General features: G+C 67.5%; 10 protein-coding genes. 2 read left to right on the forward strand and 8 right to left on the reverse strand.

What is annotated here, in order from left to right; all coding sequences use genetic code 11:
* Window positions 1-13: 13 nt before the first annotated feature.
* Window positions 14-910: a carbohydrate kinase family protein gene (locus HUK68_RS02450; RefSeq protein ID WP_175502783.1), complete on the forward strand. Its 897-nt coding sequence runs from the start codon at window positions 14-16 to the stop codon at window positions 908-910.
* A gap of 68 nt (window positions 911-978) precedes the next feature.
* Window positions 979-1977, forward strand: a complete 999-nt coding sequence (locus HUK68_RS02455) for a metal-dependent hydrolase (RefSeq protein ID WP_175502784.1) — start codon at window positions 979-981, stop codon at window positions 1975-1977.
* A gap of 50 nt (window positions 1978-2027) precedes the next feature.
* On the opposite strand, the gene HUK68_RS02460 is transcribed toward HUK68_RS02455, so the two are convergent.
* The 8 genes from HUK68_RS02460 to HUK68_RS02495 form a co-directional block, all read right to left on the reverse strand.
* Entirely contained in the window at window positions 2028-3155 is a 1128-nt protein-coding gene (locus HUK68_RS02460; protein ID WP_434082454.1) for a hypothetical protein, read from the reverse strand.
* A 114-nt stretch (window positions 3156-3269) separates the two neighbouring features.
* The gene (locus tag HUK68_RS02465) at window positions 3270-4361 is read right to left on the reverse strand and encodes a ribonucleotide-diphosphate reductase subunit beta (RefSeq protein ID WP_175502785.1); all 1092 of its coding nucleotides are present in this window, start codon (window positions 4359-4361) and stop codon (window positions 3270-3272) included.
* Between the two features lie 179 nt (window positions 4362-4540).
* A complete protein-coding gene (locus HUK68_RS02470; protein ID WP_175502786.1) occupies window positions 4541-7471 on the reverse strand; it encodes a ribonucleoside-diphosphate reductase subunit alpha in 2931 nt (976 codons plus the stop codon).
* Window positions 7472-7839: 368 nt separating this feature from the next.
* Window positions 7840-8472 carry a 1,6-anhydro-N-acetylmuramyl-L-alanine amidase AmpD gene (gene ampD / locus HUK68_RS02475; protein WP_175502787.1) on the reverse strand — a complete coding sequence of 211 codons (633 nt, stop codon included), beginning with the start codon at window positions 8470-8472 and terminating at the stop codon, window positions 7840-7842.
* A complete protein-coding gene (locus HUK68_RS02480) occupies window positions 8438-9907 on the reverse strand; it encodes a sigma-54-dependent transcriptional regulator (protein WP_175502788.1) in 1470 nt (489 codons plus the stop codon). The genes ampD and HUK68_RS02480 overlap by 35 nt, the downstream gene beginning before the upstream one ends.
* A 9-nt stretch (window positions 9908-9916) precedes the next feature.
* Entirely contained in the window at window positions 9917-11635 is a 1719-nt protein-coding gene (locus tag HUK68_RS02485) for an ATP-binding protein (RefSeq protein ID WP_175502789.1), read from the reverse strand.
* A gap of 20 nt (window positions 11636-11655) precedes the next feature.
* The gene (locus HUK68_RS02490) at window positions 11656-11904 is read right to left on the reverse strand and encodes a PP0621 family protein (RefSeq protein WP_175502790.1); all 249 of its coding nucleotides are present in this window, start codon (window positions 11902-11904) and stop codon (window positions 11656-11658) included.
* Window positions 11901-12704: a cytochrome C assembly family protein gene (locus HUK68_RS02495; RefSeq protein ID WP_175502791.1), complete on the reverse strand. Its 804-nt coding sequence runs from the start codon at window positions 12702-12704 to the stop codon at window positions 11901-11903. Before HUK68_RS02495 ends, HUK68_RS02490 begins: the two co-directional genes overlap by 4 nt.
* Between the last annotated feature and the right edge of the window lie 182 nt (window positions 12705-12886).

Genomic DNA, 12886 nt, shown 5'->3' on the forward strand with positions numbered 1-12886 from the left:
CTACCTTACCAACATGGCCGCCCTCATTTGTGGATCCCTCGCGTTTGACACCATCATGACCTTCGAGGGCCGCTTTGCCGACCAGATCCTCCCGGACCAGTTGCACATACTCAATGTCTCGTTCCTGGTGCCGACGCTGCGCCGCGATTTCGGCGGCTGCGCCGGCAACATCGCCTACAGCCTGAAGCTGCTGGGCGGCGAGCCGCTGCCGATGGCCATGCTGGGCAGCGATGGCGAAAGCTATCTCGAGCACATGCGCAATCTCGGCATCTCGACGCGCCATGTCGGCGAGAGCAGCGAGATCTATACCGCGCAGGCGATGATCATGACCGACGCCGACAACAACCAGATCACCGCCTTCCATCCCGGCGCGATGTCGCATGCCCATCTGCTGCAGGTCACGTCCGAGACGCCGGCTGCGGTGGGCATCGTCGCACCCGATGGCCGCGAAGCCATGCTCCAGCATGCGCGCCAGTTCCACGAAGCCGGCATTCCGTTTGTGTTCGATCCGGGCCAGGGCCTGCCGATGTTCAATGGCGAAGAGCTCAAGGCCTTCATCGCGCAGGCCGACTGGATTGCCGTCAACGACTACGAAGCCAAGGTGCTGTGCGACCGCACCGGCATGGACCTCGCGGCGTTGTCGCAGCAGGTCCGTGGCCTGGTCGTGACGCTGGGCGCCGAAGGCTGCGAAGTCTGGGAGCAGGGCGAAAAGACGCATGTGCCGCCGGTGGTGCCCAAGCAGGTCGTCGATCCCACGGGTTGCGGCGATGCCTGGCGCGGCGCGCTGCTGTTCGGGCTGGAAAAGGGCTGGCCGCTGGTGCGCTGCGCCGAACTGGGCAACCGCGTCGGGGCGCTGAAGATCGCCAGCAAGGGTCCGCAGAACTACCGCCTGGACTTCGCGGCGGAATAAGCCGCGCGCCCGGTCATGGGCGCGCCATGCGTCCATGGTGGAATTTGCCTTTTTGAGCCTGGACGTCCATGGATTCCGTTTCGCAGATCGCGCTGGGTTCAGCGCTGACCATTGCCACCATGGGCCGCCGCACGGCCGTCTGGAAGTCCGCGTTCTGGGGGCTGGTCGCGGGCACGCTGCCCGACCTCGATGTGTTCATCGACCATGGCAACGCGCTGGCCAACATGATCAACCATCGCGGCAACAGCCATTCGCTGCTGTACCTCTTGCTGCTGTCGCCGCTGCTGGGCTGGTGCATCGCGCGGCTGCAGGGCGAGGGCGCATATTGGCGGCGCTGGTCGCTGGCAATGGCACTGGTGCTGGTCACGCACCCGGTACTCGACTGGTTCACGGTCTACGGCACGCAGCTGCTGCGGCCGTTCAGCCGCGAGGCCTACGGCCTGGGCAGCGTGTTCGTGATCGATCCGCTCTATACGCTGCCGCTGCTGATCGGCGTCGGGGTCGCGCTGTGCCGCAAGTCGTTTGCCGGGCTGCGTGGCAACCAGGTCGGGTTGCTGCTCAGCAGCCTGTATCTGGCCTGGAGCGTGTTGGCGCAGCAGCATGTGAGTGGCGTTGCGCGCGCCTCGCTGGCAGCGCAAGACATCGCGGCGCCGCAGCTGCTGGTGACGCCGACTCCGCTCAATACGCTGCTGTGGCGCGTGGTGGCCATGGACGATACGCATTATTGGGAAGGCTATCACTCGGTGTTCGACAAGAACCGCGCGACGGCCTGGACGCGCCATGAACGCGGTACTGCGCTGCAGTCCCAATATGCGCCGCACGCGCCGGCGATTGCGCAGTTGGCGCGTTTTGCCGATGGCTTCATGAAGCTTGAACAGGAAGACGACGCGCTTTATCTCAGCGATCTGCGCATGGGCAGCGAAGGCCGCTACAGCTTTCGTTTCCGGCTCGGCAGTCCGGAGGAAATCCGCGCGGGCCGGACCGTCATCGCGCAGCAGCCGCTGGAGGTTCCGGTGCGCGAAGCCCTGATCGAACTGTGGCAGCGGATCTGGCACAAGCCTGAATGAAAAAAGCCCGAGGCCTTGCGGCTTCGGGCTTTGCTGGCGAGTGCCATCGCTCAGGGCTTGGTGCCCGTCGGGAAGGGCCATGCGGCCTGGGGCTGGAGCTGGGTCTGTGCCACGGGTGCCGCGGCCACGGCGGCCGGTGCAGCAGCGGCCTTTGCCGGCTTCTTTGCAGCGGCCTTCTTGGCAGAGGCGGCCTGTGCCGGAGCGGCCTTGGCCGAAGCAGCGGTCTTGGCTGGAGCGGTGGCCTTTGCCGGAGCAGCGGTCTTGGCTGCAGCGGGGGCCTTTGCCGGAGCAGCAGCCTTCTTGGCGGGCGCAGCAGCCTTGGCAGAGGCAGGAGTGGCGGCCTTCTTGGCGGGTGCCGCAGCCTTGGCAGAGGCAGGAGCGGCGGCCTTCTTGGCGGGTGCCGCAGCCTTTGCTGGAGCAGCGGCCTTCTTGGCGGGGGCCGCAGCCTTTGCTGGAGCAGCGGCCTTCTTGGCGGGGGCCGGGGCCTTTGCTGGAGCAGCAGCCTTCTTGGCGGGGGCCGCGGCCTTTGCCGAGGTGGCCGGTGCCGGTGCAGCAGCCTTGGGCGCAGCGGCCTTGGCGGATGCCGCAGACTTCGGTGCGGCGGCCTTGGCGGAAGCAGCAGCCTTTGGTGCGGCAGCCTTGGCGGATGCAGCAGACTTCGGTGCGGCCGCCTTGGCAGAAGCTGCAGACTTCGGTGCGGCAGCCTTGGCAGAAGCTGCAGACTTCTTCGCCGGTGCAGCAGCCTTGGCCGGCGTTGCCGCCTTGGCCGCGGTGCCGGTCTTCTTGGCCGTGCTGGCCTTGGCAGGAGCAGCAGCCTTGGCCGAAGCCGTGGAGGTCTTGTTCACCGCGGCTTTGGTAGAGGTTGCGGCCGGCTTGGCAGCAGCGGTCTTCTTGGCGGCTGCGGGCTTGGCGGCTTCAGCCTTCTTGGCTGGAGCGGCGGCCGTGGCGGGCTTGGCTGCGGCCTTGGGCGCAGCTGCTGCCTTCTTCGGTGCCGCAGCCTTGGTCACGGTCGTGGCCTTGGTTGCCGTCTTGGTGGCGGGAGCCGCTTTCTTCGCGGTCTCTGCCGGGGTCGCAGTCGTGGCCTTCTTGTCGGCCGTTTTCTTCGCAGTTGCCATCATCTTCTCCTTGGTCGATTTGCACAAAACACTTCGACTGCGCATCGGCAGGAAGCGATCCATAGCGATGTGGAGTGACGCATCGCAATGAACTCGGAATCGCCCCGTGCAGCACCTTGACGCAAGGTGATTTGCATGGGGCGGTTGATGAGTGCCATTGTGCCTGCGGAAGAGCGATTAATCCCAGGAAAGTGCGCCGCCGGTCTGATACTCGATCACGCGTGTCTCAAAGAAGTTACGTTCCTTCTTCAAATCGATCATCTCGCTCATCCAGGGGAAGGGATTTTCCTCACCCGGGAAGAGTTCCTCGAGGCCGATCTGCGTCGCGCGGCGGTTGGCGATGTAGCGCAGGTAGCCCTTGAACATCGATGCGTTCATGCCCAGCACGCCGCGCGGCATGGTGTCTTCGGCATACGCGTATTCGAGCTCGACGGCCTTGATGAAGAGCGCCTTGATTTCTTCCTTGAACTCGTTGGTCCAAAGGTGCGGATTCTCCAGCTTGAGCTGGTTGATCAGGTCGATGCCGAAGTTGCAGTGCATCGACTCGTCGCGCAGGATGTACTGGTACTGCTCGGCGGCACCGGTCATCTTGTTCTGGCGGCCCAGCGCGAGGATCTGCGTGAAGCCGACGTAGAAGAACAGGCCTTCCATCAGGCAGGCGAAGACGATCAGCGACTTGAGCAGCGTCTGGTCGGTTTCGGGCGTGCCGGTGTGGAAGTTCGGGTCCATGATCGCCTCGATGTAGGGGATCAGGAACTCGTCCTTGTCACGGATCGACTTGATCTCGTTGTAGGCGTTGAAGATCTCGCCTTCCTCGAGGCCCAGCGACTCGACGATGTACTGGTAGGCGTGGGTGTGGATCGCTTCCTCGAAGGCCTGGCGCAGCAGGAACTGGCGGCATTCGGGCGCGGTGATGTGGCGGTAGGTGCCCAGCACGATGTTGTTCGCGGCCAGCGAGTCGGCCGTGACGAAGAAGCCCAGGTTGCGCTTGACGATGCGGCGCTCGTCTTCGGTCAGGCCGTTCGGGTCCTTCCACAGCGCGATGTCGCGCGTCATGTTCACTTCCTGCGGCATCCAGTGGTTGGCGCAGGTGGCCAGGTACTTTTCCCAGGCCCACTTGTACTTGAACGGCACCAGCTGGTTGACGTCGGTCTTGGCGTTGATGATGCGCTTGTCGGCGGCATTGACGCGCTTGACGGAGGCGGCGGGAGTCGCCGCGGCATTGCTGGCGGAGGTGCTGGGGGTGGTGTCGTCGTCGAAGGTCAGCATGGTGTGTTCCTGAAGAGGGCTGCAAGAGGCGCGGTGGCGTGGGGCGACGGCGGCCTTGGCAGGGTCCAGCGAAGCCACGGGCCAGGCTGGAAGAGGGAGCCGCCCGCGCGGCGCAGGGCGCCGGCGGGCGGGTGGCGCAGGCCCGAAGCGCTAGGGCTTGAGGCCTGTGCCCGGTGCCATCACTGGCAGGCTTCGCAGCCCGGGTCGTCGATCGCGCAGAACTTGATGTCCGTGGCGGGCGTGCTGGCCAGCGCGGCGGCAGCGGCCTTTTCCAGCGCGCTGGGCACGGCGGCGGCCGCGGCCGATGCGACGGTGACCGCAGCCGTGGCGGCGGCCGCCGTGGCAGCAGCGGGAGCCGACGACGACACGGCGTTGAGCGTGCGGCTTTGCACGGTCGACTTCTCGACCTGCGTGGCGCTGGTGGTGCGCAGGTAATAGGTGGTCTTCAGACCGCGCAGCCACGCCAGCTTGTAGGTGTCGTCGAGCTTCTTGCCCGAGGCGCCGGCCATGTAGATGTTCAGGCTCTGCGCCTGGTCGATCCATTTCTGGCGGCGCGACGCGGCTTCGACCAGCCATTCGGGCGAGACTTCGAACGCCGTGGCGTACTGGTCCTTGATTTCCTGGGGCACACGGTCGATGGGGCGCAGCGAGCCGTCGAAGTGCTTCAGGTCCATGACCATCACGTCATCCCACAGGCCCAGGCGCTTGAGGTCGCGCACCAGGTAGTTGTTGATGATGGTGAACTCGCCCGACAGGTTGGACTTGACGGACAGGTTGCCGAACGAGGGCTCGATCGAGGCATCGACGCCGACGATGTTGGAGATCGTCGCCGTGGGGGCGATGGCCACGCAGTTCGAGTTGCGCATGCCGTCGGCCGCGATCTTCTTGCGCAGGCCGTCCCAGTCGAGGCGCATCGAGCGGTCGACTTCGACATGGCCGCCACGCGCCTTTTCCAGCAGGTCCAGGGTGTCCAGCGGCAGGATGCCACGGTCCCACAGCGAGCCCTTGAAGGTCGAGTAGCTGCCGCGTTCCTTGGCCAGCTCGGTCGAGGCCCAGTAGGCGTAGTAGCAGATGGCTTCCATCGACTGGTCGGCGAACTCCACGGCCGACAGCGAGGCGTAGGGCATGCGCATCTCATACAGCGCATCCTGGAAGCCCATCAGGCCCAGGCCCACGGGGCGGTGGCGCAGATTCGAGTCCTTGGCCTTCTGCACCGCGTAGTAGTTGATGTCGATCACGTTGTCGAGCATGCGCATCGCCGTGGTGATGGTCTTGCGCAGCTTTTCGTGGTCGAGCTGGCCGTCCTTGATGTGGCGCACCAGGTTGACCGAGCCGAGGTTGCAGACCGCGGTTTCGGTGTCGCTGGTGTTGAGCGTGATCTCGGTGCACAGGTTGGACGAGTGCACGACGCCCACATGCTGCTGCGGCGAGCGGATGTTGCAGGGGTCCTTGAACGTGATCCAGGGGTGGCCGGTCTCGAACAGCATCGACAGCATCTTGCGCCACAGGTCGGTGGCGGGCAGCGTCTTGTGCAGCTTGAGTTCGCCGCTCTGGGCCTTGGCTTCGTAGGCGGTGTAGGCCTTCTCGAAGTCGGCGCCGAACAGGTCGTGCAGGTCGGGAACGTCGGCGGGCGAGAACAGCGTCCAGCTGCCCTTTTCGATCACGCGGCGCATGAACAGATCGGGGATCCAGTTCGCGGTGTTCATGTCGTGCGTGCGGCGGCGGTCGTCGCCGGTGTTCTTGCGCAGCTCCAGGAACTCCTCGATGTCGAGGTGCCAGCTTTCCAGGTAGGTGCAGACCGCGCCCTTGCGCTTGCCGCCCTGGTTCACGGCCACGGCCGTGTCGTTGACCACCTTGAGGAAGGGCACCACGCCCTGCGACTCGCCGTTCGTGCCCTTGATGCGCGAACCCAGGGCGCGCACGCGCGTCCAGTCGTTGCCCAGGCCGCCGGCGAACTTCGACAGCAGCGCGTTTTCCTTGATCGATTCGTAGATGCCGTCGAGGTCGTCGGGCACCGTGGTCAGGTAGCAGCTCGAGAGCTGCGAACGCAGCGTGCCGCTGTTGAACAGCGTGGGCGTGCTGCTCATGAAGTCGAACGAGCTCAGCAGCTCATAGAACTCGATGGCGCGCGCGTTGCGGTCGGACTCGCCTAGCGCCAGGCCCATGGCCACGCGCATGAAGAACGACTGGGGCAGCTCGATGCGGGTCTTCTTGACGTGCAGGAAGTAGCGGTCGTAGAGCGTCTGCAGGCCCAGGTAGTCGAACTGCTGGTCGCGTTCGGCCTTGAGGGCCTTGGCCAGGCGCGGCAGGTCATAGGTGAGCAGCTCGGGGTTGAGCAGTTCGTTGTCGACACCCTTTTGCACGAAGCCGGGGAAGTATTCGGCATAGGCGGCGCCCATTTCGGCCGGCGCGACATCGCGGCCCATGACTTCGCGCACGATGGTGTGCAGCAGCAGGCGCGCGGTGGCGTAGGTGTAGTCGGGGTCCTTCTCGATCAGCGTGCGCGCGGCCAGGATGGCGGCCTTGAACACTTCGTCGATGGGCACGCCGTCGTACAGGTTGCGCAGGGTTTCCTGCACGATGGGCGCGGACTGGATGTCGGCGTTCAGGCCCTGGCACGCGGATTCGATCAGCGCCACCAGGCGTTCGCGGTTCAGCGGCACGCGCTGGCCGTTGTCGGTGACCTGCAGTTCGGGCGCCGGGGCGGCCGCGGCCTGGGTGGCCTTCTTCTGCTCGGCGCGTTCCTGGTTGCGGCGCTCGCGGTACAGCACGTAGGCGCGCGCGACTTCATGGTGGCCGCCGCGCATCAGGCCCAGTTCGACCTGGTCCTGGATGTCTTCGATGTGGAACGTGCCGCCGCCCGGACGCGAACGCACCAGCGCGCGCACCACGCCTTGCGTGAGCTCGTCCACCATCTCGCGCACGCTGGCCGAGGCCGCGCCCTGGGCGCCGCGCACGGCGAGGAAGGCCTTGGTCACGGCAACGGCGATCTTCTGCGGCGTGAAGTCCACGACATCACCGCTGCGGCGCATGACGTGGTACTGCTGATTGGCCGCGGTGGTCGCCGCATCGGCGGACGCGGAGGAGACGGGGTTCAACGCTTCTTGCATGGATTCCTCTTGGGCGTTTAGGTGATGGCGCTGCAGCCGCCGGGGCCGGCAGCGCGAAACTGATTGTCCACAAGCCGTACACACACTGTGCACAAGTTTTTAACACTAAATGTAGTGCCTGTGGAGGCTATTGACCACTACAGGTAGTGTCTTTGCTTCGAGGGCTAGTGTAGCGCGATGGCTTCGCCAAGAGCATGTTCCGCGCTGGAAAAACCTTGTCTTGGCGCAGGAAAGCCGCCGGTGAAAACCACAAAAACCAAGGCCCGCGCGGGCTTGCGCCGCATGGCCGGGACGACAAAAAATTTTGCCGGCGTGGCGAAAAAGCCGGCCTCCCGATGGTCATGGATTGACGCTGGTGGAAAAACGCCTTAGACGTCCGCTGCGGTAGCCGCAGGCCATTGCAGGGCCTGGCCCGCGAGCGCACTGCGCAGCCGCGGCCAGTCGAAGCCCGGCCCGGGATCGCGCTTGCGGCCCGGCGCGATATGTTCATGGCCGGCCACATGGCGAATCGGGTAATGCGCGGCGAGATCGGCGCACAGCTGCGCGAGCGCCGCATACTGCGCCGGCTCGAACGTCAGCCCCTCGAGCCCTTCGAGCTCTATGCCTATCGAGTCGTCGTTGCAGTTGCCGCGCCCGCGCCAGTGCGACGCGCCCGCGTGCCAGGCGCGCTGGCCGCAGTCGACGAACTGCCAGACCCTGCCTTCGCGCGTGATGAAGAAGTGCGCCGAGACCTCCACGCCGCGTATGCCCTGGTAATAGGGGTGCGCATCCCAGTCGAGCCGATTGGTGAACAGCTGCTGCACCGCGCCCGTGCCGTATTCGCCGGGCGGCAGGCTGATCGAGTGCAGTACCAGCAGATCGATCTGCGCGCCCTCGGGCCGCGCGCCGAAGTTGGGCGAAGGCAGGATCTGCGCCGGCAGGTACCAGCCGCCGTTCCAGGGGCTGGCCGGCCAGCGGCCTGCGGCTTCAGTGTTCGGGGCTGTCGGGGGCTTCGCTGTCATGGGGGGCGGAGATGTTCAGGCGGGCAATGCGGTAGCGGATCTGGCGCAGGCTGATGCCCAGCCGCGCCGCGGCGGCGGTGCGGTTGAAGCCCATTTCCCGCAGTGCGCGCACCAGGATGTCGCGCTCCTGCTGGTCGAGCCAGGCCTGCAGGTCATGCGGCAGGTGGCCGGCGTCCGCGGCAAGGGGCGCGGCGGCGGTAGCTGGCACGGGCACGGGCGCCAGCGTTTCATCGGCGGCCGCGCCGAGCGACAGCTGCTGGTCTTCGCTGAGCGTGAGCGCGCGGTGCAGCTGGTTTTCAAGTTCACGCACGTTGCCGGTGAGCGGCAGGCGTGCGAGCTGCTCGAGCAGCTGCGGGGTGACCGGCGGCACCGGGCAGCCGGTTTCGGCGGCAATGCGCGCCAGCAGCACTTCGCACAGCGCCGGCAGGTCCTCGCGGCGTTCGCGCAGCGGCGGCAGCCGGATCTCGATGACGTTGAGCCGGTAATAGAGATCCTGGCGGAAGCGCCCCGCGGCGACTTCGGCGGCCAGGTCGCGGTGCGTGGCGCTGATGATGCGCACATCGACCGTCTCCTCCTGGGTCGAGCCCAGCGGGCGCACGCGCCGCTCCTGGATGGCGCGCAGCAGCTTGGCCTGCATGGCGAGCGGCAGGTCGCCGATCTCGTCGAGAAACAGCGTGCCGCCGCGCGCGGCCTGGAAATAGCCGCCGCGATCCTGCGTGGCGCCGGTGTACGAGCCCTTGCGCGCGCCGAAGAACTCGGCCTCGAGCAGGTTGTCGGGAATCGCGCCGCAGTTCACCGCCACCAGCGGGCCGTCGGCGCGGTGGCTGCTGGCATGCAGCGCGCGCGCCACCAGTTCCTTGCCGGTGCCCGATTCGCCCTGCACCAGCACTGGCGCCATGCCTTTGGCGACCTTGAGAATGTTCTGCTTGACCGCGCGCATGGCCGGCGATTCGCCCACCAGCAGTGCCAGCGCGCCGGCCGGATCGGCCAGGCGCGGCTCGGACTCGCGCCCGCCCGCGGCCGGGGCGCGCGTGCCACGCGCCGCGGACGAACCGCCGGTCGCGGGCCGATGCACGGCCGAGGCGACGACGGCGCGGAACTGCTTGAGGTCCACGGGTTTGCTCAGGTAGTCGAAGGCGCCCGCGCGCAGCGCCTCGACCGCATTCTCGGCCGAGCTGTGCGCGGTGATGACCACGCAGCGCTCGGAGCGCTGCTGCGCGCGCAGCTCCAGCAGCAGGTCCAGGCCCAGGCCGTCGGGCAGGCGCATGTCGGTGAGCACGGCGTCGAAGCGCTGGGCCTGCAGCTGGGCGCGCGCCTCCTGTACGCTGTCGGCGGTCTCGACGCGGTAGCCTTCGCGCAGCAGCGTCAGCTCGTAGAGCGTGCGCAGGTCGGGCTCGTCGTCGATGACCAGGATGGAGGCGGCAATGTCAGGCATGGGCAGGTGTCAGACAACGAGGGTGTCGAGGCGGGACGCGGGGGTGCCCAGCACGGCGGTCGGATAGAACACCAGCGTGAAGGCATTGCCCTCGATGCTGCCGCGCGTGGTGTCGCGCGCCAGCCGCTGGTAGCCCAGGCGCGCGCCGTAGCGCTCGCAAAGCTCGCGGCAAATGTACAGCCCCAGGCCCGTCGAGCGGCTGTGCGACGAGAAAAAAGGCTCGAACAGATGGCGTTGCACCGACGCGTCGAGCGGCGCGCCATCGCTCCAGACCTGCAGCCACACCTGCGGCACGCCGAGCATCGGCACCGGGCCCGCATGGCCGGTCAGCAGCTGCAGGCCGTCGGCTGCGCCGCTGCGAAAGCGCTGGGCGTTGTCCAGCAGGTTGACCAGCACGCGGCGCAGGTGCTCGGCATCGAAGGCCACCAGCGCCTGCTCGGCGTGCAGCAAGACGCGGGCCTCGCGCGCCTCGCCCCCCTGGGCGCGCCATTCGTCCCAGATCGCCGCGACCTGCTCGTCCAGCGGCAGCGCGCTGGCCTCGGCCGCATGGATCTGCTGCTGCACGCGCGCGATGTCGAGCACTTCCTCGGCGATGCGCGCCAGGCGCTGGGCGTTGTGCGCGACCATGGCGCTCAGGCGCTGCTGGCCCGGATCGCTCAGGTCCTCGGCCAGCAGCGCGTTGGCCTGGCTGATCGCGGCCAGCGGATTGCGGATCTCGTGCGCGACGGCCGCCGACATGCGGCCCATCGCCGCCAGCTTCTCGGTGCGCAGCCGGGCCTGCATCTCGCGCAGGTCATGCAGGAACACCACGCACCACTGCGCCGCCGCGGGCGCATCGCCCTGCATCGGCGCGGTGAGCCAGGTGCGCACATGCAGCCCCAGCGGATTGTGGGCGGCGTGCACCAGGTCCATGTCCGCGGTCAGCGCCGCGCCGCTGGCAAAGGTCTGCTCGACCAGCGTCGACAGCGGTGCATTGCCTTCGGTGGCGGACAGCGCGAACGGCAGCTGCGGGCCCGCGCTGCAGTCGAGCAGCAGCAGCGCCGCGGGATTGGCGGTATGCACCAGGCCCTGGCGGTCGATGGCCAGCACGCCGTCGTCGAGGTGGTGGATGATGAGGTGATTGACCTGCTCCTGCAGATGCGCCGCCTCGCGGCTTTGCTGCGTCAGCTGCTGCTCGCGCTGCAGGCGCTGCGCCAGCTGGTGCGTGAGGTAGGCCATCAGGAAATAGCCGGCGCAGGTCAACGCGGTCTGGAAGTACTGCTGCGTGAGATCCGACATGCCGAGGCGGCCGGTCCATCCGGTCCAGCCCAGCAGCAGCAGCGTGACGCCGGCCGTGGTGGCAAACGCCAGCAGCAGCGTGCCCAGCGCCGACGCCATGAGAATGGGCAGCGCCAGCAGCGGCGCATAGTTGATCGGGCTGGTCTGCTGCAGCTGCAACAGGCAGACCACGGCAATGTCGACGCCGATCAGCGGCAGCCAGTGCCAGCCGGCCTGCGGCGGCGGCGGCGTGCGGCGCCCGGCAATGCGCGTGAACAGCGCAAGCGCCAGATAAACCGCGCAGACGGTCCACAGCAGCGGCGCGTTCTGGCTCTGTACCGTGAGGCTCAGCCCTTGCAGCGCCAGCAGCACCGCGGCCACCAGCACGCGGCCATTGAGAAAGCCGTTCCAAAGCCGCACGGCCTGCGGCTCGGCCGGGAAGGGGCGGGGCGGGGCAGGGGCTGCAGCCATGGCCTGGGCGCAGCGCCGGCTCAGGCCGGGCCTTGCGCGCGATGCTCGGCGCAGCAGTAATAGGTGGGCTGCGCCGGGCCGCCCAGCGCCAGCGCATCGCTGCGCGGCAGATGCAAGCCGCAGCGCGCGCAGGCCACCATGTCCTGGGGCGGCTGCAGCCGGGTCTCACGCTGCGCCGCCGGGCGCGCCACCTGTTCGGCGCGGCGGCGGTTGCTGCGCCAGATGCCGACGGCAATCACGACGACCAGAAGAACGAGGAGATATTTCATGTGAAGCGTTCGAGGAGCACTTCCATCACGAAGCGCGAACCCGCATAGGACAAGAGCAGCAGCAGTGCGCCCGCATACAGCATGTGCACCGCATGCCGGCCGCGCCAGCCAAAGCGCGCGCGCCCGACCAGCAGCGTCGCGAACGTGATCCACGACAGCAGCGAGAAGATGGTCTTGTGGTCCCAGCGCCAGGCGCGGCCGTACAGCGCCTCGCCGAACAGCCAGCCGGCCAGCAGCGTGGCGGTCAGAAGCCAGAAGCCCGCGCCCACGAAGCGGAAAGTGAGGCGTTCGAGCGCCAGCAGCGGGATGCCGCTGTCGTCGTCGGCCGCGAGGCGGATGCGCTTTTCGGCGTGGTTCATCAGCGCCGCATGCACCACGGCCGCGGTGAACAGGCCATAGGATGCAATGCCCAGCGCCAGATGCAGCGGCAGCCAGACCGAGGAGTTGACCTGCAGCGGCAGGCCCGGAAACAACGCCGCCAGCACCACCGCGGCCGCGCCCAGCAGCCCCAGCAGCGCGCGCGTGCGCAGCCGGGGATAGAGCTGCTGCTCGACCCCATAGACGGTGAGCATGAGCCAGGCCGTGACCGACAGCGCCGTGGCAAAGCCGAAATGCGGCGCGGTGCCCAGCAGCCCCCAGGCCAGAGAGCCCGCGTGCAGCGCCCAGGCCACGGCCAGCGCCCAGCGCGCCGCGGTTTCCCCGATGCGCAGCGCGGGAACGGCATAGGCGCAGGCCGCGGACAGGGCCAGCAGCCAGGTCAGGGTCGGGGAGGGAGAATGCATGGAGGCAAAGGAAACCATCGCTCAATGATAGACCGGCGCAGGCAGGCTCCGCGCCGGCAGGGCCGCGTGGCGCACCCCGCGGCGTGGATGTGTCAAATCGTACACGTTTGCCCGCTGCCGCCAATCCCCGCGAACCCGCGCCGGCAAGGGCATGGGCGGCTGCCGCAGGCCGCACCAGCAGGTAAAATTCAAGCCTTCAC

This window comes from Comamonas antarctica (genome assembly GCF_013363755.1).
Classification (GTDB): domain Bacteria; phylum Pseudomonadota; class Gammaproteobacteria; order Burkholderiales; family Burkholderiaceae_C; genus Comamonas; species Comamonas antarctica.

What these genes read in the sequence shown, in the direction of transcription:
- HUK68_RS02450 (WP_175502783.1), top strand. Translation starts at nt 14, where the DNA reads ATGGCCGCCCTCATTTGTGGATCCCTCGCGTTTGACACCATCATGACC.
- HUK68_RS02455 (WP_175502784.1), top strand. Translation starts at nt 979, where the DNA reads ATGGATTCCGTTTCGCAGATCGCGCTGGGTTCAGCGCTGACCATTGCC.
- HUK68_RS02460 (WP_434082454.1), bottom strand. Translation starts at nt 3,155, where the DNA reads ATGGATCGCTTCCTGCCGATGCGCAGTCGAAGTGTTTTGTGCAAATCG.
- HUK68_RS02465 (WP_175502785.1), bottom strand. Translation starts at nt 4,361, where the DNA reads ATGCTGACCTTCGACGACGACACCACCCCCAGCACCTCCGCCAGCAAT.
- HUK68_RS02470 (WP_175502786.1), bottom strand. Translation starts at nt 7,471, where the DNA reads ATGCAAGAAGCGTTGAACCCCGTCTCCTCCGCGTCCGCCGATGCGGCG.
- ampD (WP_175502787.1), bottom strand. Translation starts at nt 8,472, where the DNA reads ATGACAGCGAAGCCCCCGACAGCCCCGAACACTGAAGCCGCAGGCCGC.
- HUK68_RS02480 (WP_175502788.1), bottom strand. Translation starts at nt 9,907, where the DNA reads ATGCCTGACATTGCCGCCTCCATCCTGGTCATCGACGACGAGCCCGAC.
- HUK68_RS02485 (WP_175502789.1), bottom strand. Translation starts at nt 11,635, where the DNA reads ATGGCTGCAGCCCCTGCCCCGCCCCGCCCCTTCCCGGCCGAGCCGCAG.
- HUK68_RS02490 (WP_175502790.1), bottom strand. Translation starts at nt 11,904, where the DNA reads ATGAAATATCTCCTCGTTCTTCTGGTCGTCGTGATTGCCGTCGGCATC.
- HUK68_RS02495 (WP_175502791.1), bottom strand. Translation starts at nt 12,704, where the DNA reads ATGGTTTCCTTTGCCTCCATGCATTCTCCCTCCCCGACCCTGACCTGG.